The organism is Tabrizicola sp. T46, from assembly GCF_057219895.1.
Genome location: NZ_JBXVVV010000002.1, coordinates 915,100 through 940,776 on the forward strand (window position 1 = coordinate 915,100; position 25,677 = coordinate 940,776).

Annotated in this window: 10 protein-coding genes and 1 tRNA gene; 8 read left to right on the forward strand and 3 right to left on the reverse strand. The window is 64.4% G+C overall.

Features of this window, described 5'->3' with window-relative positions; all coding sequences use genetic code 11:
- Positions 1-43 precede the first annotated feature (43 nt).
- The 5 genes from AC2D9V_RS12170 (at position 44) to AC2D9V_RS12190 (ending at position 21,017) form a co-directional block, all read left to right on the forward strand.
- A complete protein-coding gene (locus AC2D9V_RS12170; protein WP_484714332.1) occupies positions 44-274 on the forward strand; it encodes a hypothetical protein in 231 nt (76 codons plus the stop codon).
- Positions 232-741: an invasion associated locus B family protein gene (locus AC2D9V_RS12175; protein ID WP_484714333.1), complete on the forward strand. Its 510-nt coding sequence runs from the start codon at positions 232-234 to the stop codon at positions 739-741. Before AC2D9V_RS12170 ends, AC2D9V_RS12175 begins: the two co-directional genes overlap by 43 nt.
- The gene (locus AC2D9V_RS12180) at positions 738-2,243 is read left to right on the forward strand and encodes a ShlB/FhaC/HecB family hemolysin secretion/activation protein (protein WP_484714334.1); all 1,506 of its coding nucleotides are present in this window, start codon (positions 738-740) and stop codon (positions 2,241-2,243) included. The genes AC2D9V_RS12175 and AC2D9V_RS12180 overlap by 4 nt, the downstream gene beginning before the upstream one ends.
- A gap of 20 nt (positions 2,244-2,263) precedes the next feature.
- Positions 2,264-2,830: an invasion associated locus B family protein gene (locus AC2D9V_RS12185; RefSeq protein WP_484714335.1), complete on the forward strand. Its 567-nt coding sequence runs from the start codon at positions 2,264-2,266 to the stop codon at positions 2,828-2,830.
- An 82-nt stretch (positions 2,831-2,912) separates the two neighbouring features.
- Positions 2,913-21,017 (forward strand): leukotoxin LktA family filamentous adhesin, encoded by an 18,105-nt coding sequence (locus tag AC2D9V_RS12190; protein WP_484714336.1) that lies wholly within the window; start codon positions 2,913-2,915, stop codon positions 21,015-21,017.
- 197 nt (positions 21,018-21,214) lie between these two features.
- Here the strand turns inward: AC2D9V_RS12190 and AC2D9V_RS12195 are convergent.
- A tRNA-Ile gene (locus tag AC2D9V_RS12195) sits at positions 21,215-21,291 on the reverse strand.
- 108 nt (positions 21,292-21,399) lie between these two features.
- Between AC2D9V_RS12195 and purM the strand changes: the two genes are divergently transcribed.
- Together purM and purN are read left to right on the forward strand one after the other, a co-directional pair.
- Positions 21,400-22,446 carry a phosphoribosylformylglycinamidine cyclo-ligase gene (purM, locus tag AC2D9V_RS12200; RefSeq protein ID WP_484714337.1) on the forward strand — a complete coding sequence of 349 codons (1,047 nt, stop codon included), beginning with the start codon at positions 21,400-21,402 and terminating at the stop codon, positions 22,444-22,446.
- On the forward strand, positions 22,443-23,033 hold the full coding sequence (gene purN / locus AC2D9V_RS12205) for a phosphoribosylglycinamide formyltransferase (RefSeq protein ID WP_484714338.1): 591 nt from the start codon (positions 22,443-22,445) through the stop codon (positions 23,031-23,033). Before purM ends, purN begins: the two co-directional genes overlap by 4 nt.
- Before the next feature lie 2 nt (positions 23,034-23,035).
- Here purN and AC2D9V_RS12210 read toward each other — a convergent pair whose 3' ends face one another.
- Together AC2D9V_RS12210 and AC2D9V_RS12215 are read right to left on the reverse strand one after the other, a co-directional pair.
- On the reverse strand, positions 23,036-23,716 hold the full coding sequence (locus AC2D9V_RS12210; protein WP_484714339.1) for an AIM24 family protein: 681 nt from the start codon (positions 23,714-23,716) through the stop codon (positions 23,036-23,038).
- 3 nt (positions 23,717-23,719) lie between these two features.
- Positions 23,720-24,520: a bestrophin-like domain gene (locus AC2D9V_RS12215; protein ID WP_484714340.1), complete on the reverse strand. Its 801-nt coding sequence runs from the start codon at positions 24,518-24,520 to the stop codon at positions 23,720-23,722.
- A gap of 109 nt (positions 24,521-24,629) precedes the next feature.
- Here AC2D9V_RS12215 and AC2D9V_RS12220 point away from each other — a divergent pair, with 109 nt between their 5' ends.
- The gene (locus tag AC2D9V_RS12220; protein ID WP_484714341.1) at positions 24,630-25,610 is read left to right on the forward strand and encodes a TAXI family TRAP transporter solute-binding subunit; all 981 of its coding nucleotides are present in this window, start codon (positions 24,630-24,632) and stop codon (positions 25,608-25,610) included.
- Positions 25,611-25,677: the final 67 nt, after the last annotated feature.

The following is a 25,677-nucleotide window of genomic DNA, read 5'->3' on the forward strand; positions in this document are numbered from 1 at the left end:
GGTCGCCCAGGCGTTGCCCCGAGTCAGTTCTGCGCCACGATCCTTGGAAGATGATCGTCAAGAGAATTGCGATGGAAATCCCTGCCCGGAAGGGTTGTTGCCAAGCAGGCAACACCCGAAAAAAGAAAGCGACATTAAGGTCATTGACGAAGCGTTAAGCATGGTCTTCAGTGAATGCATTGGGGCTGACTCATGGAATGGGCGGAAGACAATTTGGGCCGGCTATCTTGCATGGCTGCTGGTTTCGTGCGGCACCGATTCGCTCTTTGCCTGACTGTCTACATTACAACTCTTGCGTGTGCGACCCCAGGCAGAGCCCAGACAGAGGTCGGCAAACACGGGGATTGGCAGACTTCGTGCCAGCCGTCCGCTTCGGACTGCGTGATTTCACAAAGCGTCATGGCTGCAGACCGAAGCTGGCTTGCCACCGTCCTGCTGCGCCCCCTTCAGGACGGAAACTCTGCACGCGTTCAGCTTCTTGTGCCGGCGGGCGTTCATCTGGCTTCGGGCCTTTATGTCGAGGCGGCGAATGACGAAAGTCTGGCTGCCGAATGGCTGGTCTGTACAGCCGAAGCGTGTCGCGCTGAACTGAAGCTTGAACCCGAGGGCATGACCGCATGGAAGCGCGGAAGGTCGGCGGAAATCCGGTATCGGTCAAGAATTGATGGACCGGTGGTCGCCTTTGACATGTCCCTTATGGGTCTGACTGCCGCACTCGAAGAAGCAAGGGGCACACCATGAACCGCTTCATGGTAGCGCTATGCCTGCTGCTTGGCTTCGCCGGTTCCGTCCAGGCTCAGACATTCACCTTGCGTGGTGTGGAATTCTCTGACTCGGTCTACCTGACGGACGAACAATTGCAGGCGGCGGTTGCCCCCTATCTCAACCGGCCGATAACCTTTCCGGATGTTCAGCAGATGCTGGCTGACATTGACCGGCTGTACGTGCTTGCCGGCATCGTGACCGCGCGTGCCGTCCTTCTGCCGCAGGAGGTGCCTGACGGTATCCTGCGGCTTGACCTCGTGGAAGCCGAGATAGGCGAACTCACGGTCGAATCCATGGGGGGCACCAGCGAGGATTTCATTCGCCGGAACCTGGCCATCGCCGAGGGGACACAGCCCGACTACGAAGCGATCGAGCGGGATCTGAGGATCTTCGAGATCTCGCATGATTTCGTGCCCCGGATCACCTTCGGTCCCGGTCCGACCACCGGGACCGTCTCGGCCGTCATTTCCGGCGAACCGCCCGAGCGGTTCACCTGGACCGGATCGCTTGATAACTTCGGAACCGAAGAAACCGGTTTGTTCCGGGGGACGCTGGCGGGCCGCTGGGCGAACCTGTCGGGCGTCCGTGACACCTTGTCGTTCCAGCTTCAGGCATCGGAAGGCAGCTATTCGGGCGGACTTGGGTATTCGCGTCCGGTCGGCTGGCAAGGCGGGCGGGCCTATGCGACCTTGAGTTACACCAATTCGGAAGTCATCCGCGCCGACTTTGCCGCCCTGGACATCGTGTCAGACACATTTCAGGGGTCGCTTGGCTACCGGGTGCCCTTCCGCGTTGAGCCGGACAGCTTCTTTGTATTCGATGTGGCGCTGACGGCCGAGAGTTCTGACTCCGATCTCGGCGACTTGCCGTTTCAGTCGACGGACTTGATCGAGATCGTCCCGCAGGTTTCCTGGACGAAGCAATGGCCGCAGCAGAGCCTTTCGGTCACCGGGGGCTTCAGGTTCGGGGATGCCGACACTCTGGGTGTGTCGCTGACCGAAGGCGAGTACTATCTGGCCTTTGCCACCGCGAACTATGCACGGCGTCTTGGCGAAAGGCTCGGGCTAGAGGTGACGGCGGCCGGGCAGTATGCCTATAACCAGAACCTTCCGGTTCCACGCCTGCTGAGTGCGGGTGGCGTCACCACCGTGCGCGGCTATCCGAACAACGTTCGCAGCGGCGACAGCGGGCTTATCCTGCGGACACAGCTGACCGGCCTTGACCCCTGGAGCCTTGGCGAAAGGGTTGATGTCACCCCCCTTGCTTTTGCCGATGGCGCGTTGGTCGTGCCGTTCAGGATCGACGGTGGCATCAATTCCGACCAGGACATCCTGCTTTCGGTCGGCGCGGGCCTGCGGTTCGATGTCGGCGACACGGCAAGCGGGCTGCTGCTGGTCGGCGTGCCGCTGCGCGAGACCCTTGGCTTTACCGATACCAATTCCGGCGTGCTTTACGCCGGGTTTGACTACCGTTTCTGATGAGAATGAGGAGAAGCGACGTGAAGAGACTTTTCGGCCTGACCCTTGCGGCAGCGTTGATCGCCCAGATGGCGCTGGCACAGGAAGCCGAAGCTCCCGCCGAGGAAGCTGCCGAGGCTACCGCAGAGACAACCGCGACGACCGAGATCGCCAACAACACGGCCTTTGGTGACTGGGTCGTGCAATGCGAAGCCATTTCGGTGTCGCGGAACATCTGCCGGATCGTTCAGGAACTTACCCTGGTGGACAGCAACGATCTGGTCGTGCGGTTCATCGCGCTTCCGGCCGCCGAGGGATCGGCAATCCTGCTCGCCCAGGTGCCGATTGGCGTCTACCTGCCCGGTGGCGCGGTTTACCGGCTGGCAGACCGCGAGGAAGAGCCGCAGCGCGAGATGATCTGGCAGCGCTGCTTGGGAGAGCTTTGCGAGGCGGCTCTGCAGATCGAGGCTGCGGAAATGGCCAGCTTCACGGAGGCCGGCGGCATTCTTTTCGGCTACCGTCCGGACATCGAGGCCGAACCCGTGATCGTGCGCGCGGACATGACCAGGTTTGCCGAAGCGATCGAGGCGATCCGCGCAGCGAATTGACCAACTGCGGCGCCAGGCTGACCGGCGCCGCAGCATCGATGCCCCGCCAGAACGGTGGGGATGGAGGACCGAGGGACTGACGATGGCGAAGCACTCTGGCGGCAAGAAGGAACGGATGCACCGTGTTTCGACGCGCATCATCGCCTATACGTCCAGCTTCGCTGTCGCGCTCGCCCCGTCGGTTCCGCTTTACGCCGATGTCATTGCCAGCGGAGATACCGCGACCACGGTCGCGACCACGGGCGCGGTGACGAACGTCACGACCAGCACTGTCGTCAACAACATCGCCTACAACTCGTTCAGCGAGTTCAATGTGGGCGTGAGCGAGACGGTCAACCTCTACCAGCCGAACGTTGCTCAGGCGCTGGTGAACGTGGTCAACGACATCAGCGGCAATCCGACCACGATCAACGGCACCCTGAATGCGCGCCTTGGCACGCCGGGCAGTTTCACCAGCAGCGGCACCAATGTGTTCATCGTCGACCACAATGGCTTTGTCGTGGGTGCGACGGGGATCATCAACGCAAACCGGCTGACGCTTTCCACCGCAACCCAGGCCTTTGGCCAGGCTCTGATTGACGAGGCCGCTTCCGGAACCTTCGCCGCACAGCTTTTCGCCGGAGAAGAGCCTCTTTCCGGAGCAAGCATCGAAACCTACGGCGTAATCAATGCAAGCAGGCTGGACCTGCGCGCAGGTGCGCGGCTGGTTCTGGATGGGCGGATCGACGTGATCGATTCCTCGACCGGTGCGTCGGGCGTGGTGTCGGTCGTGAATACCGACGACATCGCCGAGGCCCGCGGGGTCAGCACCGAAGGCGGCGTGCTGCGCTTTACCGCCGGGACCAGCGCCGAGGTTTCGGGCGACATCACGGCGCGCCGCAACGGGGCCGGCGGGGTCGTGACCGGATCGACCGAAGGCGACATGAGCCTGAGCGGCAATGTCAACGTCCGCGGCGGTTCGGCTGGCGATGCGGCCGGTTCGGTTCTGCTCTTCGCGGAAGGTTCCGCCGTCATGGAACCCGGGCTCAGGATCGACGCAAGCTCGGTCGCGGGGAATGGCGGCTTCATCTTCATCGAAGCGAATTACGAAGACCCGACCTTCGACCCGACCACGGCTACCGTGACACTCGCGACGCCGTCGATCCGCGCGCGGGGTGACCTTCTGACCTCGGGCGGCGCGGCCGCCGATGCCGGTGTCACCTGGCTGTCGGGCGAGACGGTCGAGGTTGCCGGCAACCTGTCCACCGGTGGCGGCAACCTGATGATCCAGGGCGACGAAGGCGTCGTCGTCCGGTCGAACGTGAGGCTTGACAGCCGGAACGTTGCACCCAGCGGAGCGGCAGGTGACGTGATCGTCTCGGCGCCGGCCATCGTGATGGAGAACGGCTCTTCGATCATCGCGACCGGCAGCGCTTCGGCAAACAACGGCGGCCTGGTCGCGCTGATTGCGCGCGACATCACCGAGGAATCGCGCTGGAACATCAATGTCGAGAACAACAAGGCGCTGATCCGGCTGGAGAATGCAACGATCCGCGCCGGTGCCGTCGTGCTGAATGCCTTCGCCCAGACGGGCAATGTGCTGGGTGAACTCGACGTCGCGGTCAGCGAAGCGGAATATGACGCCTTCGAGGCGCAGCAGGCAGGCTACGAAGAACAGCTGATCGACTTCCTCGAAACCGTCGAGGACACCGTCGTCAATGTCTTCGAGCAGGGTGTCGCGGCGCTGCAGGGGATCATTCCGGTTCAGGTCCAGGTCATGTCCGCTGATGCGCGGATCACGATCAATGACAGCGAGATCACGGCAGATGGCAACTGGAAGGGCAAGTCGCTGACGGTGGACAGCGACTTTGGCGGCGACGCAGAAGTGCGCGGCCTCTTCAGCGCTGCCGGTCTGCTGGAAGGGCGGCTTGCCCTTCTGGGAGAAACCGCTCCAAGCATCCTGGTAGCACTGCCGACGATCTTCGATCCGTCGCAGGACGCAATCTTCATTCACGCCCACTCCCAGACCGATGTGACCATCGCGCCCAAGGCGTTCGGTCTTGGTGTGGGCGTTTCGGTCACGAACACCGACAGCCGGGTGACGATCACCGATTCCGATCTGAACAGCCGTGGCCTTGGGACAAACGCGGCCCGGGATATCGCGGTGCGCAGCACGGCGACCGAGAACCTCAACGTCGCGATCGCTGCGTCGCCGATTGCCGGCGTGTCTGTCGGCGTTGTCGTCGCCGTTCATGCCCTGCGCAACCAACTGGTCATTGACGGCGGCAATATCACCTCGGCACGGGCGCTGGACGCGGGCGCTTTCAGCTCCCGGTCGCATTCGCTCAGTGCCGCCGCGAATGGCGGCAAGGACGGCAAGGGCGCGGTGGCCCTGAACATCGAGGTCGGCAATGCCATCACCGAGGCAGCCCTTGGCGGCACGATCCGCACCCAGGGTGAACTGAACCTTGCGGCCGAGACACTTTACTTCGGCAAGGACCACACGACCTCGGCGACCCTTGGCCTGGCCGATCCGCTCAAAACCGCGGTCAACAAGCTTGGGCCGGTCGCCGCGGTCAAGGGCAAGGTCGAAGAGGTTACCCGCAAGATCAAGGAACGGATCTCGGGCAAGAAGAAGGACGACGCGCCCTCGAAGCCGGGCTTTGCCTTCGGCCTTGCCTTCGACCTGCAGCTGGACCGTGACGACACCTATGCCACGCTGGGGGGCCGGTATCGCGATCTTGGCAACGGCAATGCCCTGGTCAGCCTTGGCGCAACCTCGGTGCAGACGGCGCGACTGGGCGCCGTGAACGTGACCTCGACCCTGCGCTTTGCCAGCACCGCGGAAGGGGGTTCCGAACTCTCGCGTTCGGTCGATGCATCGATGGGCTTCCTTGACCGCATCGCCGAAGCCGAGCTCAAGCGTCTGAACGATGCGCGTGCCCTCGCCGGACAGGATCCGATCACAAAGGAAGAGCTTTTCGGCCAGTTCGGCAATGCCGTCTTCCTGAACGGCTCGGTCATGCTGATGAGCGGCGAGACCGTGGCCGAGATCGGCGCGAATGCCGAAATCACGGTCGCTACCGCAGTGAATGTCAACGCGACGACGCTTTATCCCGAGTTCGACCGCTTTACCGATGTCCGCGACGAGTTCATCGAATTCGCCGAGGACGTGGCCGAATTCCAGCTGATCGAAGGTGAGATCGGCGACGACGCCACGGTCAATGCGCCGCCAGCGCTGCCGGATATCGTGGCACTTGCCGACCTTGGCAACTACCTGACGACCTACACGGGCGCCTATGCGGACCAGAACCAGCTTGATGCGCCGCCGGCAGGTCAGCCGACGCAGCCGTCGCAGAACCTTGCCGTGGCAGTGTCGGTCAACGTGTTCAACACGGATAACGTGACCCGAGCGGCCATCCGTGACGGCGCGCGGATCGACCTGTCGGATGCTGCAGACGATCTGGCAGGCGATGTCGGCGTGACGGCCGAACAGCGTGGGCTCTTCACCCACATGCAGAACTTCCCGACCGATCTCAGGACGATCACCGACCCGATCGGCTCGGACGACAACGTGACGAACCGGATCGGTGGTGCGGTCACCCTGGCCCGGACGGTCAGCCGTGTCGAAGCCCTGATCGAGGGTGAAGCGGAAATCACCGCTGACACACTGGACCTCGACGCGCACAATCGGGCGATCGTCTTCAACCTCGTCTACGCCGGCGGTGCTGCGGCGAACGTTGCGATCAATGCCGCCATCGCCGCTCAGGCGGTCGAGAACGTCACCATCGCGCGCCTGTCGGACCGGGCAAAGATCACGACCGGTGACCTGACCCTGACCGCACTGGACGACAGTTTCATCATGGGTCTTGCCGGGGCCTTTGCGGGATCGGACGGCTCGGTCAGTGTCGGCGCTTCGGGCGTTGTGAACTTTGCCAAGCGGCAGGTCTATGCCGGCATCGGTCCGGCCGAGCGTGGGGCAGCCCTTGGCGGCACGGCAGGCGAGGTCCGGATCACCGCCCGGGCCCTGACGATACGTGCGACGAATGACGCCATCACCGTCGCAACCTCGGTTGCCGGATCGCGTGTCAGCGGCAAGCCCGTCGACACCAGCCCGACACCGCCGGCCAACGAAGAGAACGACGAGGACATGATCATTCCGTCCTGGCTTTTCGCCGAGGACGAGAACGAGGCGCTGAGTGCCCAGAACCAGGTGGACGCAGCACCCGCCGGCAAGGACGACACGCAAAGCAAGACCGGCTGGAGCGTCGCAGGGGCGGCCACGGTCAACCTGATGCTGCAGAACGAGACTGTGACCGAGATCGCCTCGAACGCGCGGATCGACGTGACGGGCAATCTTGGCATGACGGCCACCAACACCTCGTTCGGCATTGCCGGTGCCGGGGCCGTCTCGGTCGGCCTCGGATCGACACAGAAGAACAACGCACTGGCCGGCGCCTTTGCGGTGACGGTGGACGAACGGGATGTCCTTACGCTGGTGCGCGGCGCAAGCATTTCGGCGCTGAGCGCGACCCTTCGGGCCGATGACGACTCGGTTGTTGTCGGCGTGGCGGTGGGCGGCGCGGGTTCGTCCAACGGCAAGGTGACGCTGGCTGGGTCGGTCGCGGTGAACGTGCTGACCGGCGAGACGCGTACGGATGTTTCGGGCGCGACGCTGGTGACAACCGACGATCTTGCGCTTCACGCAACCGACGAGTCGCTGACCGTGGGCGTCGGCGGTGCGGTCTCGATCAACATGACGCAAAGTGAAGGTGCCGGTGTCGGCATCGGGATCGCCGTCAATGTGGTGGACCGTGGCGCCTCGACACGTGTTTCCGGCGCGACGCTCATGGATGCGCGCCACCTGACCTTGGGCGCGCTGAGCAGCGCCCAGATCTACGGCTTCGGCATTTCGGCGGGTGCAGGCAAGACGGGTATTGCCGGCAGCATCGCAGTGAACACGATCACCGGGGGTGCCCGGGTGCTGATTGGCGCTGCCTCCGGCCCGCGCACCACGATCAAGGCTGACAGACTGACCGTCACCTCGGACGAGGACAATCAGATCTGGTCGCTTGCCGGTGCGCTGACCTTCGGGAACAAGACAGCAGTCGGTGGTGCGCTGACCGCCAACGTGATTGTCGTCACGTCGGGGGCCGAGGTGGTGAACACCGACGTCATGGCCCGGGATGTGCCGGCCGGAGCGCCGTCCGGGACACCGGCGCCGGTTCTGGGCGCAGTGACCATCTCGGCGGAAAGCACCAGCCTGATCGGCACCATCGCTGTGGCCGGGGCTGTCTCGGCCGAAGGCACCGGCGTGGGCGTGGGGCTCTCGGGCAACACCATCACGGCCAACCTGACCGCATCGGCGGCTGGAAGCACCATTGCCGATGCAGGGAGTGTGACTCTGCGTGCCACCAATGACCGGACCATCCGCAGCCTGGGTGGTGGGGTCGCCGGTTCGGGCCGCGGCGCGGGCGGCTTTGCTGCGACGCTTAACCTTTTGATCGCAAACAATACGCTTGTGAATCTTGACGGGGCCGATATCTCGACGCGCACGGGCGATATCACCGCCACCGCCGAGGCAACCGGCGTGATCGAAACCCTCGCAGTGGCGGTCTCGGCCTCGCAGAATACCTCGATCGGCGGGGCCGCGACTGTCAACGTCAGCACCGGCCTGACGCGCGTCAGCGCCAATGCCGCACGGCTTGCAGCCGGCGAAGACCTGCTGCTCTCGGCAACCGATGAACTGACGATCCGCAGCCTTGCCGGCGGCGTCGCGCTGTCGGTCGGCGGCACCGGTGTCGGCGCAGCAATCGCCGCCAATGTGATCGCCAATGACACGCTGGTCGCTGCGAACAACGCCGACCTGTCTTCGGGTAGCGGCGGGCTGTCACTCCTGGCGACGAATGATGCGCTGATTGAATCCCTGGCGCTCGGACTTGCCGTCTCGGGTGGCAGTACCGCTGTCTCCGGCTCGATTGCCATCGGCTACATCGGTAACGAAACCCGGGTCACCGCGGCTGGCACGAGCCTTGTTGCCGGCACCGAGGCGGTTGCTCCGGTTGGAGGCCAGCCGGCTGTTCCGGCCAATCGTCAGGACATCACGCTGGCTGCCGACAAGTCGAGCACCATCCGCATCCTTTCCGGCGCGGCGGCCGGGTCCGGGAGCACGGCCGTCGGTGCCGCGATCACCATTGCCGTGATCCAGGACACCGTGACTGCGGACCTTGTGGCCAACGCACGGGTCTTTGGCGGGGCGCTGAACGTCACGGCCACGAATGATGCGACGATCGACGCAATTGCCGTTGCGGGAGGCTTTTCTGGCACAAACGCCGTTGCAGGTTCGTTTGTCTACACCCAGATCGGCAAGCCGCCGGCTGCCGGACCAAGTGTCCCGGTCACCTCTACGCCAGCCGCCTCGGAACCGGGCGCAGGCGAAACGGACGACCCGATCGGCGATGGCGTCGACACTGTCGAGGACGAACGCGACTCGGCCCTTGCCGCACTTGGCACCCGGGGCGGCTATGACACGGCGCTCGACCTTTCCGCAACGGACGATATCACCCGCGCGCGGCTTGCTCTGTCTGCATCGGACGTCGACGTTGCCGGTATCGAGATCGAGGCGAATGAGACCTCGACCATCCAGTCCTTCGCCGGAACGCTTGCCGCCAGCGGCAACGTCGGCGTGGGCGTCGGAATCGGCGTCAATCTTCTTTTTGGCCGGACCGAGGCCGAGCTCGTCATCCCGGAAGGCGTCACAGCCCGGACCAATGGCGCCGATGTACGCGTTGCCGCCAATCAGACCGGGACGATCAGCACCCTCGGCGTGGCGCTTGGTGGCGCAGGGACCGTCGGCGGGGCGGGCTCCATCCTCGTCAATGTTTTCGAGCGGACCGTGCTGGCCCGGGCCATCGGAGCGGATACGAACGGAACTGGCGGTGTCGTCGGGGCGACACTTCTGACAGGCGGTGGGGACCTGACGGTCGGCGTCACCCAGACCGGCCGGATTGAAGCTCTGGCCGGCGTCGTTGCGGTCGGCGGCGTGGCCGGTGTCGGTGGGGCCTTCGGGGTTTCAGTTCTTTCGGACACTGCCGAAGCGTCAGTCGCGGAAGTTCAGGTGAATACTGCCCTGGCTGTCGCGACCAATCCGGCGCGTCCCCTGGTGGGTGCGGGCAACGTCGCAGTCCTGGCAACCGGTGACATCGAGCTTGACTCGATCGTCGCTGCCGCGTCCGGCGGTGGAAAGGGTGCTTTCGGAGGCAGTGTCGCGATCAACATCGCCGAAGGCAGCATGACCGCTGCGGTCCGCCGGTCGACGCTTTACGCCAATGATCTCAGGGTCGATGCCGCGGTCGACAACACGCTCAGCGCGAACGCCGGTGCGCTGGCGATTGGCGGTTTTGCCTCGGTCGGTATGGGCATCACGACTAACGTCTCCCGGATGACGGTTCTGGCCGATGTGGACGCGACGACCGTCCGCGCGCAGGGCAATGTGGTCATCGAGGCCGATGCCCGGACGGCGATGTCCGGTATAGCGGTCGGTGGTGCCGGGACCGTGGGCGTTGCGGTGGTAGGAACCGGTGTCGGAAACAGTGCGAGGAACACGGTCTCGGCCCTGATCCGCAACACCGGAGCGGAAACGGAGTTCGGCGGTTCGGATATCGTGACGCGCGGCAGTGCCATCGTGCGCGCCTCCGGGACGAACGTCGTTACACTGTCAGGAAGCGAAGACGACCTCGAACAGGGCGCGTCCAGCGGATCCGCGCTGAACCTGAACTTCTCGGTCGGGTCTGCGGGGATCGGGGTTGCGGTTTCGGTGAACGAGACGGCCAACGTCGTGACCGCGGGCATCGAGGACCAGTCCCGCCTGTCCGCGCTGGGTGACACGGCATTGACGGATGTCCGTCTCGGGACCTTCCGTGGGGCCGGGTTCGATGCGTTTGCCGACACGACGATCGACGTCGTGACGGTCAACGCTGCTGCGGGTTTGGTGGCCGCCGTCTCGGGTCTTCTGACCTTCAACATCGTGTCCGATGAAGCAAGGGTGCGGATCGGCGGCGATGGTTCGGACAAGGGAGCGCAAGTCAATACCGAAGTGCAGGGCACGGTTTCGGATGCCGATCTTGCGCGGCTTGGCGGAACCGTAACCGCAAACGCGGCACAGGACACCATCCTGCGCGCGAATGTGCGCAACGACATCGACGCCTTTACCGTTGGCGTGGCGGTCGGTGGCGGTGTCTCTGTCGGGGCGGCTTCGGGCAACAACCTGATCGACAGCACGGCTGAGGTCGAGCTTGGCTTTGCAAGTGTGGCTGCGGCGCGGGACATCCGGGCAAATGCCGGCGCAGATACCACCCTGGAAAGCTGGGTGCTGGGTATCGGCGGCGGCTGGGTCGGCGTGGCCGGCAGCGTCGATCTGAACATCATCGAGACGACGGCCAGGGTCGCCGTGCGCGGGTCCCAGATTGATGCCGGACGCGATCTCGGCCTGGGAACAACAGCCACGAACGATGTCTTCAACGTGGCTGCGGGTGCTGCAGTCGGGACTGTCGGGGTTGCAGGCGGTTTCGTTGTGAACGTCCTCGACTCGACCTCCGAAATCGTGGTCGCAGAAACGGCGGATCCAACAGCTTCCGCCGGCGATCCGTCGACCGTCATCAGCCTGCTTGCGGCGCAGCGCAACCTGACCCTGCAGGCCGACACGACCAACACGACCGAAGCCTATGCGGCCAGCGCCGCCGGGGGGCTTGTAGGGGTTGCTCTTGCGGCGAATGTCAACCTGGTGAAGTCGACGACGAAGGTCGATGTCGGCACCAACAGCTCGCTGCGTGCCGGTACCTTGGCCAGCGGTGTCCCGCTGGGCAACCTGACGCTTCGCGCCAACGAGACCACCACCATCCGCGGACTGGCCGGCAGCATCGGAGCCGGGGCCGTAGGGGCGGGTGCCTCGCTCGACTATGTGAACTTCGCGGCGAACACCTCGGTCAGGATCGGAGCGGACACGCGGCTTCGCGCGACGGGCGCCCTGACCGCCGAGGCGATTGCACGGCGCGATGTCGGTTCAACTGTCGGTGTGGCCGGGATCGGTATCGGCGGGCTTTCCGCCGCGCTATCCGTGATCGAGATGGGTGGCCATTCCGCCGATGGCAGGTCGGACCGCGACAGCAACCTTGGCCGCGTGCAGTCCAGCCTGAACCAGGATCAGGATACGGGTTCCGCCTCCGATGAAGGGCGCGCTTCGGACATTGCCGCCTATGCGGGCGGCTCGGACGTCCGCACCCGCCTGGTCGCGGCGCGGCAGGGCATCAACGTGACCGGTTCGCCAGCCATTGATGACATCGGCGTCTCCGTCGGCGACCGTGCCGCGCTGGAAGCGTCCGGCAACCTTACACTGTCCAGCCTTGCCGAACTGCGGGTCGTGCAGAATGTCGGCAGCCTCGCCGGCGGATTTGTCGGCATCTCCGCTGCGGTCGGCGTGGTGACAGTCGAGACAGACAGCGCCGTGCGTCTGGGGAGCAATGTGAGCATCCGCAGCGATCGGGCAACCAACCTCTCTGCCCGTGTTGCCGGCCTTGAGGGCGGACTTGCCGTGAACAGCCGGGTTGCGTCGATGGCCGGGTCGATCACCTTCAGTGCATCGGCGGGAGTTTCTTCGGTTTCGGCCAACGCGGGCGCCCGCATCGAAACCGGAACCGGAACGATCTTCGCCGGGTCGCTTGGCCAACGGTCACAGTCCGTGACCATGCTGGCAGAACGAACCGACAGGGTGCAGGCCGAGGTCTACAACCTTTCCGCAAGTCTGACCGGCGGTGTCGGGGTTGCAAGCGCTCGCGTCGGGAACCAGGGCAGTACCGTCATCAGCATCGGCGGTGCGTCCGGCAGCCGGATTGCTGCGACTAACGTGTCCCTGACTGCCCGCGATGCAAGTCTGGTAAGGGCCACGTCCCAAGGGGCATCGGGTGGGCTCTTCTTCGGTGGCAATGGTGCCGAAGCGGTTGCCGTGAATCGTGGTGAACAGCGGATCACGCTGACCAATCTTTCCGTCGATGCATCCAGCTTTGCGCTTTCCAACCGGAGCAGCGCACGTGCCGATGCACAGGCAAGAGGTGTTTCCATTGCCGGCGGACGGGCGATCGGGGCCTCGGTCGCCACCGCCCGTGTTGCTTCGACCGTGGCAACGACGCTTGCCGGCGGCACGATCACGGCGAATGTGGTCAACCTTACGACCGGGATCGACGCCACACTTGGCACGAATGCCCGTGCCGAGGCGAACTCGTCTTCCGGCGGGATTCTGTCCGGAAACGGATCCGAGGCGAATGCCTGGCTTGACTACTCCGTGTCGACCACCCTGCGCGGCGAAATCCTTGCAGGCACCAGCCTGACGATCCTCAGCGACGCTGCGGCGGCCAGCAGCCGCGCCATCGCCAATGGACAATCTTTCGGTCTTGCTACCATCGGTCTTGTCATGGCCCGGACCGGCCAGTCGACCGGCAGCACCGCCTCGGTGGTCACGACCGTTGAAAGCGGCATGCTCCTGGCGCGCGGGACGGTCACGATCACGACCAGCAACGCGCCCGACATGGCGGTTGACCTGTCCTCAGGCACGGGCGGTCTGATTCAGGGATCGGGCGCAGAAGCTTTCGTCACCGGGCGCACGCTGACCGAGACCAGGATCGGTACCGTCGGCGAGACGACGGTTATGTCGGAAACCGGCTCTGTCGTGATTTCTGCGGCCCAGACGGCTACCGTCGACAGTGTGCTCGACAACCGCGCGGGTGCTCTCATCGGCGCTTCGGGAGCAAACGCACGGACCACGGTCCTGTCGACCGTCACTACGGAAATCGGAGGCCAGGCCAATCTGGCCGCCCGAAACTTCGATATCTCTGCCGGCAACCGCCTCATCCGTCCGTATCGCGCCTACAACATCAAGTCGGCTTCCGGCGGGGCAATCGACGTCCCCGCCATGATTTCGCGGGTCACGGTCGATGCGACCACCGATCTTCGTATCGCGAACGGGGCCGAGATCATTCAGACCGGCGATGCCTTCAACCCGGGCTTCTTCAACATCGGGATCACCACCGACATGGCGCTGTCGGATCGGCTGTTCCTTGACGCCGGCGGCGCGGTTGCCGTTCCGATCGGGGATTCGAATGTCCGCGTGAACTCGAACAACGCGACCGTCACAATCGGTGCGGCGACACTGCTGTCCTTGGGCGAATTGTCGATCTACAACGGCGGCAATGCGGATCTGCGGTCCGAGGTCGACAGCACGTCCTACGGGCTGGCAGGGGCCGCGACCTCGCTCACGCGCGCAACCTACAACGCTGCCAATGTGATCCGGCTGACGTCCGGGGCGGCGCTTGAGTCGCTGGACGACATCCGGCTCATGGCTGGCTACGTCAAGGATTCGGTCCAGTCCGTGAAGATCCGGGCCGAAGCGCGCGCCTTCAACAAGACCGCGTTCCCGATCAACATCGACCCGGTCGCCGACGCGACGGCCAACACGGTTTCACTTGTCGACATCGGGCAGGGATCCAATGTCGTCGCAGTGCGCGACGTCTATCTTCTCTCGGTCGCCGGTCAGCGCGATGTCCTTGGATATGGCCGCGGCAAGGACCTGTACCGTCAGGCCGCCGCCGAGATTGCCAATGCCCTTGGTGACCTTGTGGGCGCGGATGACGTCAGCCTGGACATCGAAACCGGCACCAGTACGGACCTTTCGAACGACGGTATCCTTGTGAACGGCAAGGTGCGGGCAGGATCGCGCAACAAGCAGGTGCTGATCCTTGGGCTTGATGCATTTGGCAACTACCGGGTCCTCAACAGCCAGACCCGTCAGGCGGCAAACCCGACCCTCTTCTACGACGACGAATGGGCGGAGGACATCACCTGGACCATCACCCGCAACGTTGCACCGTCCGTTGACCTGCAGAACCGCATCAACGAGCTGAACGGCTATCTCAACAATCCATCGTTGACCAATTCCTCGGCTGATATCTTCGACTCGGCAACTGGCCTCCGGATCGGAAGCACCGACCCTGCCCGTCAGGCCTGGATTTCCGAGATTGCCACCCTTCAGCAGCGCCAGTCCGGGGTCGCTGGCCTTCTTGTGGACTGGATCGAACTTGGCCCGATCCTGGCCGTCGAAGGCAACATCATCCTTGAAGCAGACTATGTCCAGGGAACCACGACGGGCGAGTTGAACGCACCCGGCGATGCCCTGATCAAGGTTTGGGTGGAAAGCGGCGCCTGGCTTGAAACCGACGACATGACGATCCCGACGGCCGAGGGCGGCCGGATCACCATGAACGGGGTCCTGGTCAACAACACGAACGACGTCCGGATCCAGTCCAACAGCCGCCCGGGCCCCTATGCCTTCAACATGATCTCGGGCCAGAACGACGGCGAGCCGAAAATCGAGGTGGTGACCTTCACGCCTGACACCGACGCGCGGGGCGACGGCACGATCGTTCTTGGCGGCAACCTGCTCAACCTGCGCGGCGAAGCCTTCGTGAATTCGAACGCCGGCTCCGTCGACATCCGTGGGGATGTTTCGGCGCGCACCATCCGGGTGACGGCCAACAATGACGTATTCATCGGCTACCAGCCTGGTGTGCGCAACATCGGCGGCTCACCGGAAGGGCAGTATCGAAACTACTTCGCTGCCCGACAGGACGAACTGCGGTTCAACCCCTTCTATACGCGCGCAGTATCCAGCCTTGGTGCGGCCTTCACCGGTCCGGTCCTTGTGCCGACCAACTTCGTCGTGCTTCCGACCGAGGGCGCGCTGAAGGCGGGCCGGAACGTTTACATCACCTCGGACGTGCTGAACATCAACGGCTTGATCCAGGCCGGGACCGGCACCTTCGACGTGACCATCCTGGCGGGGATCGAGGCGGAACTGGATGCCCTCCGGCTGCAGAATGGCCGCTCGGGTCGCGTTCTCATCCACGACACCGCCTTCCCTGCAAGCGAGCGTGTTGCACGCAGTGCCAACATCACGACCAACACGAACGTGAAGGTCTACTACAACTTCGATACGGACCAGATCGAGCTGGACGACATGTTCGTTCGCGGCGGCACGGTCATGATCACCGGCAATATCATTTCGACCGGAAACGGCCGGATCGAAGCGCTGGACGGGTTCGGTCGGGTGAACATCAACAGCGCGGCCACGACCGATCTTGTCATCCGCCGCATCGACCTTGGTGGGGAAACCGATGCAACTCGCGGCCTTGCCGGTCTTGTCCGCATCACCGACACCTCTCGCCAAGTGGCTGGTCGGGGCTTCCTGATCACGGATTTCGTCCGCAAGGGCAACGTGCTTGAAGTCTACAACAACACGGGCGCCATCGGGAACGTGGCCTACAACGTGAAAGTCGGTGAGGATGCGGACGGGAACGATGTTCTTGTTACTCTGATCCGTCCCGGCGATCTTGTGTCGACCTCGACGGCGGACGGCGGACGGTCCTCGACCTACACCCCCACGCAAAATCGCGACCTGATCTATGTTACCGCCGAACGCACCACCACGACGTGGACCAACCGCCGCGAGGTGCTGGTCATCATCGGGATCAGGGGCACCCGTTCCGAAGAGAAGGTGAATGTCAACGTCAATACGAGGAACGTGACCGAAGCCTTGGGCCGCGCTCCCTATGTCGGCGACTCGCTTCCAGGCGGCGACTATGCTTACGCCGTGCGCAGCAACTACTTCGTCCAGGAGTCGGGTCCGACGGAAGAAGAGCGCAAGACCCATGACTCGGTCAGGTGGTGGAAGCTTGGCTCCGGCTGGCAGCACTTTGAACGGAACTTCCGGGAAATCCGCGTCACACGGTACGAACATCGCCTTAAGGCCGATTATCCGATCTCGATCTACTTCAACGGATCGGATCAGGCCCAGATGAACGTGACCAGTGCCGGCAACGTGATCTTCTCGCGTTCGGTCATCAACGAACTCGGCACGACCAATGTCACATCGACCGGCGGCTCGATCCTGACCAGCTCTGCCAACGTGATCCTGAATACCTCTGATACGGTCCTGTCGGCGGTGAACGGGTCAATCCGCGGGATTGATGGCGCATTCCAGATGAACCAGACCGCGAACGGGACCCTGCAGTTGCTTGCAGGCGACCGGATCGACGTGCGCGAGCAGAACGGCAACATGAACATCATTTCGGCCGAGACGCTGCGGCGTCCGGCTGGGGTTTCGACTGCCCAGGTCGGCTCGATCACTCTGACCGCGCAGGGCAGCATTCTGCAGATCGGGCCAGGCAGCATCGTACGGGGTTCGGACATCAACCTGACCGCGCAGGACGGCGGCCTTGGCACATCCGAAGCGCAGCCGTTCCGCATCGACACCCAGGGCGGCAACCTGACGGCAACGGCCCGCAACAGCATCTTCATCGAAGAGACGACCGGCGATCTTGGCGTGCGCGAAGTGGTCTCATCGACAGGCGACGTCGCACTGATTGCGCGGAACGGCGCGATCCTCGACCGTAACAACAACGAGACGCGCGATATCCGCACGCTTACAGAGCTCCAGCGTCTCTGGGGCGACGAGATCGGCCTGTACGGGGCCGATGCAATTGCCCGCCGGACCGATGAGCTTCTGGCAAACATCGGATCGGAACGGACCGCGCTCTATCACGCCTACTGGGCGCAGCGCGGCACCGGTCCCAGCGCAGACTACGTTCTTGACCCCGCACTGGAAGCTTCGCTCCGCCAGTCGGTCACGCTCGAGAACGGCACTGTGATCCCCGGCTGGGACGATGCGCGCATCGCCGCCTATGTGGCAGAACGCCAGGCCCTGTTTGCTGCCTGGAATGCCACCGAAACGGTCTACGATCCCGAGCGGCGGATCACCGTCACCGCGGCTGATGTGGACCCGGCTTACCTTGACACGATTGCCTGGAGCGAGGAATCGCTGCAGCGCTCTGTCAGGTCCAGCCTTGTCCGGGTGACCGAGACCGGCGATACCAACATCCGTGTCGAAGACCCGAACGTGCGTGCGGCCGGGAACATCACGCTGATTGCGGGCACATCGATCGGCGAACTGATCCCGGATTACGTCATCTCAGGTGGGTCCGCTCTCAGCGATGCCGACCTCGAAGTCCTGTTCACGGCTGAAAAGCAGGACATCGTGATCGACGAGGCGAGCAATGAAATCCGCGTGCGCCGTAACGAGAACTTCGACTTTGCCTTCGAGGCCGTCGACCTTGCCAGCGGAAACTCGCTGGGTTCGCTGCGGGCGATTGCCGGCACACAGGAAGTGTTCATGGCGGCCGAGACGCCGGCCACCATCAACCGCGTGCAAAGCTCCGGTCGGGTCGACCTGCGCATCTCGGGCAACATGGCGGACAACGCCGGCGCCGGAAGCCAAGCCGTACGGGGCCAGATCATCATCCTCGAAGCGGGCAATGACGGTGGCATCGGTGCGCTGGACCGGCCGCTTTCGGTCGACGTCATCGAGGGCGGCTCGCTGACCGCTCGCGCCGGGGTCGGGGTCCACGTTCGCGCGCCGGTCTCGAACCTGCCTCTGCGCGAGGTCTTCTCGCGCGGGCCGGTATCGCTGATCGCCTCGGGTGCAATCACCGATGTGCTTGTCGCCGACGTTCCGCGCATCATCACCGGCGGCGACCTGCTTCTGGACGGCGGTTCCATCGGTACTGCCGCCCAGCTTCTGGGCTTCCGGATGGACGATACGGTCGGCTCCACCGCCCGGCTGATTACCCGCACAGGTGATGCCCACATCAAGTCCTTCTCCGACCTGCCACTGGAAAGCGCGCGGTTCTCCGGCGGTGGCCGGATCGTGATGGAAACGGGCACCCTGCTGCGGCTTCTGGCGCAGAACACCGTCACCTTCGGAACCGGGGCCACGCTGCGGCTGGAACTGCCTGACGGGATCGACACCAGCCTGTCCACTGGCACCGATTTTGCCGGCGGAACTCTGGAGGTGCGGACGAACGCAACGTTCGGCACGTCGGACCACCCGGTGATCACAGACCTCGCGGTGCTGGACTATGCCGCGATGGACCGTGACGCAGAAGATCGGGACACCTCGCTCTGGCTGCGGGACATCGGCAGCCTGCGGCTGGAAAACGCGCTGATGAACGCGAACACCGCTTCGGTCACCAATGTCTTCGCAGCGGTTGATCTGTCGGTCGGCCTTGCCGAGTCGGTGGCACTCACCCAGCTCGAGGCCGGGCGCGACCTGACCGATGGCCGGATCATCGCCGAGCGGGCCGAGCTCATCTCCGGCCGCGGCATGGGCGGCGTCGCGAGGGTCGACCTGACGGTCGCCGAGTTCCAGGCTGAAACCCTAGTCAACGGCGATGCCCGGCTGCTCCTGCGCGACCGCGACGTCGACGTGGACTTCATCACGCTGAACGGGACCGGGGCGCTCGACCTGATCTCGCAAAACGGACTGACGGATGTTCAGCCCGGATCCGGCATCACGACACAGACCGGTGCGCTTCTGATGCGGGTGGAAGACATGCGGTTGCAGGCGGACATCACCTCGGAGCAAGGCAATGTCGACGTCGGCGTCGACGGCGAACTCGCTACCGAAGGCGGCGTGACTGTCGGGACAGGTGGCGGGACGCTGCGGCTGGCCGTCACCACCGATGCGACGATCGGCGATAACAACCTGATCCGCACAATGAACGACACTGCCTCGGCGCTGCGCTTCGAGGTCGGCGGACAGCTTGCGGTGGGCGCACAGCCGAGGCCGCTGGTTCAGGCCAATACGGACGGTGCCCTGGCAACCTTGCGCTTTGGTTCGGTACTGAACACCGGCCCGACTGGCCTGCGCATCCAGGTTGCCCGCCTGGACAGCGTCACCGAAGAGGGGGCGATCCACCTGCGTGAGGAAGACGACATCACGGTCGATCAGATCGTTGCCGAAAACGGCAATGTCGATCTCTTCACCGGCGGAGACACGCTCCTCCGCCGGGCCGAAGCTCTTGGGCCCGATCGCACGGTGGTGATCGGCTCGGGCGGTTCGCTTCTTGGGGACGATCCCGTGGTCGTGGGTTCGGTCCTGAAGCTCTATGCCTTCGGCGGGCGCCTTGGTGGCGAGGCTCTCGGCACCACGATGCGGGCGGACACGGCTCCGGGTGCAGAGGTCTGGCTCCTGTCGCGTGACGCGCTCGACTATACCGAACGCGCCGGAAACCTGCGGCTTGCCCTTGGAGCGTCGCTTGAAGGCGATGCGACCATCCGGGTGGCATCCGGCTCGATGACGGCGGGCGTGCTGGGGGCAAGGGGCAGCATGTCTCTCGAGGCGATTGGCACCCTCGATGTGAACCTGATCGGCCGCACCGCCATCGACATCGCGGACGAGATGGGTCTGGCACTCGTCGACACCGCGCCCACGCGCTACGGCGTCTACACGGTTCCTTCCCCGACGCGCCTTTCCATGCGGGCAGTGGGTGAGGGGTCGCTCGTACGGCTTGGGTTGGGCAGCGTCCGTGATCGGGCCGAGCTTTATGCCGATGTGCTTGACGTCAACCTTTACGACGTGACGCCTGAAGATGGACTGCGGCTGCGTCTGGCTGACGACACCGGCGCGGGCTTCGCGCGGACAGATGTGAATGTCATCGGTGACGGGCCACTGAGCACCGTGACCGATCCCTTCGCGGATGTCGGTCCGCTGCTGCAGGGTCGGCTGCTCGCCAAGCTTCGGCCCGAGGATCCCTCGCAAAGCACCGCCAGCGGCGAAGTCGTGATCGAGTTCGCGAGGATCGGGTCGGGTCAGGTCACCACGGCAGGTCCAAGCCTGATCGGAGAGGATATCGTCATCAACGGCGACGTCTGGTTCCGTCAACGGACCTTCGACCTCCTGGCAACCATCGTCTATCGCGACCTTGATACCAGTGCCGATGCTCAGGTTCTGGCCTGGCGCTTCGAGCCGGGGGAAACCCGTCCGGTGACCGGCAAGATTTCGTTCGACTTGTCCGACGAGATCGAGCTTGTGACCCAGCATGTCTTCCCGCTCAACCGGCGGCTCGGCGGTGTCAGTCTCAACGGCGGACAGGGTTTCGTCTTCGGGGTCGGGGCCGAAACGCAGATCATGGTCAACTCGTTCCTGCGCAACATCGGGGACCCTGGGGTCGTGACGCCGCTCTTCTCGCAGACTTTCGGCTCGGCGGTACAAGCGGACGAAGAAGAGCCCGTGTTGAAGTTCCCGCTCATCCTGGCCTCGCTCTAGGCCAGGACGCGACCGGTCGTTGCTTCGTTCCTGGCGGTGCGTGCCATGCCGGAAAGTCGTGCCTGGCCGGCGGTTTCGCAGGACTGGGAGTGAAAGAGGCGCGGCATACCTTCGGGCGCAAGGGACAGGCTTGCTCAATCCCGGCGCGTGACCGTGTTCGGAAGATCCGGGTGGAAGGGAACCGGGTATGGGTATGCTGGTAGGCCCGGAGGGACTCGAACCCCCAACCAAGGCGTTATGAGCGCCCTGCTCTAACCAATTGAGCTACAGGCCCGTAGCTTAGCTTGCCTAGCAGAACCGCCGATGCGGTCAAGCGTTCGGGCTTTATTGCACAGCCTTGCGGAAACGCGTATGCGGGCCGCGGGCAGCTAGGGAGCGGGCGATGGCGAAGGGGCACAACGGTCTGACCTACGCGGATGCAGGCGTGGATATCGATGCCGGCAATGCGCTGGTCGACCGGATCAAGCCCGCCGCCAAGGCCACCGCCCGCCCCGGCGTGATGGGCGGGCTTGGCGGGTTCGGTGCGCTTTTCGACCTCAAGGCTGCCGGCTACCAGGACCCGATCCTCGTCGCCGCGACCGACGGCGTCGGCACCAAGCTGCGGATCGCCATCGACACCGGCCACGTGGACACGATCGGGATCGACCTTGTCGCCATGTGCGTGAACGACCTTGTCTGCCAGGGGGCCGAGCCCCTGTTCTTCCTTGACTATTTCGCCACCGGCAAGCTGGAGGTCGATCAGGCGACCCGCATCATCACCGGCATTGCGAAGGGCTGCGAAGCCTCGGGCTGCGCCCTCATCGGTGGCGAGACGGCCGAGATGCCGGGCATGTATCACAAGGGCGACTTCGACCTCGCGGGCTTTGCCGTCGGCGCCATGGAACGTGGACAGGACCTTCCCCGCGACGTGTCGAAGGGCGATGTCCTGCTCGGCCTCGCCTCCAGCGGTGTCCATTCCAACGGCTACAGCTTCGTGCGCAAGGTGGTGGAGCTTTCCGGCCTCGGCTGGGACGCGGCCTCGCCCTTCTCGGGCGGCACGCTGGGCCAGGCGCTTCTCACCCCCACCCGGCTTTACGTGAAACAGGCCCTCGCCGCCGTCCGTGCAGGTGGCGTCCACGGACTTGCGCATATCACCGGCGGCGGGCTGACCGAGAACCCGCCCCGCGTCCTGCCGGATGGCCTTGCTTGCGAGATCGACCTCGGGGCCTGGCAACTGCCCCCCGTCTTCCGCTGGCTGGCCCGGACCGCGAACATGTCCGAACCGGAACTCCTCAAGACCTTCAACTGCGGCATCGGCATGATCCTTGTCGTGGCGGAAGATCGTGCAGACGCGCTGACCGCGCTTCTGCAAGGCGAAGGCGAGACTGTCACCCGCCTTGGCCGGATCGTCGAAGGGCAGGGGGTCATCTACAAGGGCCGCCTCCTGTGAAGCGCGTCGCCATCCTGATCTCCGGGGGTGGCTCGAACATGCTGGCGCTGGTGCGGGACATGGGGCAGGGCGGCTATGCCGAACCCGTCCTTGTCGCGTCAAACGACCCGACCGCAGGGGGGCTCCAGAAGGCCGCGCCCCTTGGCATCCCCGTAGCCGCGGTTGATCACCGCCCCTTCGGAAAGGACCGCGAAGCCTTCGAAGCCGCGCTCTCCCGCCATATCGATGCCGCCCGGCCCGACATCCTGTGCTTGGCCGGGTTCATGCGGATTCTCACCCCCGGCTTCATCCGCCGGTATGAAGGCCGGATGCTGAATATCCACCCCTCGCTTCTGCCGAAGTATCCGGGCCTCCACACCCACGCCCGCGCCCTTGCCGCGGGCGACCAGGAGGCCGGCTGCACCGTCCACGAAGTCACGGCGGAACTCGATGCCGGCCCGATCCTTGGTCAGGCCCGGGTGCCGATCCAGCCGGGTGACACGGCAGCAACTCTTGCCGCCCGCGTCCTTGGACAGGAGCATCGCCTGTACCCGGCCGTCCTGAGGCGCTTTGCGACCGGCGACCGGACCCCGATCCTCCTCGGTTAGGCTCATTCCAGGAGCGAGCGTTCAAGGTCGGTCCCTGTGGCCTGCTGGTAAAGAAAGCTCCGCCAGTACGGAGTGAAGCATACCAGCACCTTGCCGGTCCCCGTCAGCTTCCGCAGCCGTTGCTGGCCGGACCACATGCTGCGCGGCCAACGCGCGGGCAGGGCGCTTCCGAATTTCAGACCGGCAGTCCGGCCAAGGATGATCCGCCCCTGCGCGCGGAAGACGCTGTCATTGACCTCGACCTCCTGCACCGGGCCAGGGGTGCGCAAGACCACGCGACCCACGCCCGAGATTGAGGTCTTCCAGTTCAGGAAACCATCGCCAAGGAAGAACGACGTCCAGATCGGATCGCGCGCCAGCCCCAGACGGATCGTGCCCGCCGAGGCCCAGTAGACGCCCGGTTCAAGGATCCAGCGGCTTTCGCCATCAAGGTCCATCATGTGATAGCCGGCCATGGTAGGCTGAAGCAGCACGCTGCCCGTCCCCCGGTACTCGGGGCGGATGCGGGCCTCGTCGTTGTAAAGCGAGCGGATGAATTCCAGCGGCCCGGGCAGCCGCGGGATCATCTCGACCGCTCCGGTCATGTTCGAAAGCGCCCCACGCCGAGCGCGGAAGGACCCATCCGCCAGATCGACCCTGATCTGGCGCATGCCTTCCACTTCGCGGACGGAAAACTCTGCCATCCGCTACCCTCGCAACTCGTCCCAGGCCATCTGCTGGTTCCATAGGTCCACATAGGGCTGCGCTGACAGCCCCTCGGGCCCGCGCAGGGGGGCGTCAAGCGCAAGGATCACGAACAGGATCACACCCAGAAAGAAGGTCGAGATCGAGGCGAGCACGAAATGCGCCATCGGTCTTGCGCGGATGAGCAGGAGCACCAGCACTGAAACGGCGGCGCCCATCATCACTGCATACCACAGGACCGGCGGCAGTCGGGTGTTCACCCCGTTCAGCCGCATCTGGCGCGCAGTCTTCATCGATTCGAAGGACGAAACGGCGGCCCCATGCAGGGCCTGCTGCGCCGCAGTTCCCGGCTCGAAACGTGCCAGCCACTGTCCGAATGCGTTGATCCGGTTGGTTCCTCCCTGCGATATCACGCCTTGGCTTTGCGCGGGCCAATCATGGTGAATGGTGTATTGCACGTAATCGCGCAGCATCTCGCGAAGGTCGGTGCGCCAAGGCTCGGGATAGGAGGCCACACTCGAATAGACCGCCCCGATTGCTGACGCCTCGTTCAGGATGGCCGTCTGGATACGGTCACGATTCTGGTAGGCGGCAACCGTCAGAAGGCCGAGAAGCAGCCCGTAGAAAAGGCTGAAGCTCGCCGTGCTGATGCTGATCGTTTCGTTTGTGGTCGAGTCGCCCCGCACGAAAATCCGCAGGATGGGCTTCAGTACCAACAGACCCAGCAACACCACTGCAATCGAGCCGAAACTGAACCAGGCGGCCACTTCGTTGCGCGGCATGTCGTAAAGAAAATCTGGCACGCCCGCAGCCCCGCAAAGTCGCTTCGACCAAAATCTTGTCCGCCGCGCGATTCCCGTTGCGCGACTCGCCGCCATGTCCAATGTCCGGCAGGACAGGAGGACACGGAACATGCGGGCAGTCATCTTTCTTGCGGCAGTATTACTTGCTCCTCCCCTGTTTGCGCAACAGGAAGCCGAAAATGCCACCGTCGCGGGATTGAAAACCGGCGGTTTCTTCAGCCTCGCCAGCGGTGACGTCGCGGGCAACTATTTTGCGGTTGCCCGCGCGCTCTGCCGTGCAGTGAACCGCGACCATCCCGGAGTAATGCGGTGCTCGCCCGAGGCGACGCCGGGGTCGGTCTACAATCTGACGGCGCTTGGCCGGGGGGATGTGGATTTTGCGATCGTCCAGTCAGACTGGCTGACAGCCGCAACCGAAGGCACCGGGCCTTTTGCCCTGTCGGGCAAGGTTGCCGATCTGCGTGGCGTCGCCATGCTCTACTCCGAAACCGTGACAATTCTCGCCGCGCCGACTGCGCCCTCCGGTGGCCTTGTGAACCTCGCCTCCGAACGGATCGACATCGGGCCGCCCGGATCGGGACGGCGCGCCACGGTCGAGCGGATTCTCGACGCGGCGGAGATGCCCCTGACCGATTTCGCTGCGGTCACGGAGCTACCCGTTTCATCCGCCATCGACGAACTCTGTGCGGGTCGCATAGAAGTGGTGGCGCTGGTCTCCGGTCACCCCGACCCGAATGTCAACCGCGCCATTGCCGACTGCGGCGCGCGGCTTGTGCCGATCCTTTCCCCATCCGCGCGGGAACGCATCGAAGCGACGGGCCTTTACCGCGCAACGTCAATTGCCTCCGGCTCCTATCCGGGCCAGACAGCCACCGTGCCGACCTTCGCGGTGTCTGCTGTGATCGTCACCCGTGCCGATGCAGAAGCTCCGAAGGTGGTTGCCCTCGTCGAAGCCCTGTCACGTCACGCCGTCGCGCTGGCGCGGTCGGCGACCGTCTTATCCGGCCTCGACCCTTCGCGGACCCCGGCCGAAAACTGGCCGGAAGACACGCCGATCCCCGTGCATGCGGCTGTCGCCGCCGTGCCCTGACTCGACCCCTTGGTTGCCGTCGGACCCACGGTCTTTCCATTCTTCGGCGCGAAGCCTATAGGAAAGG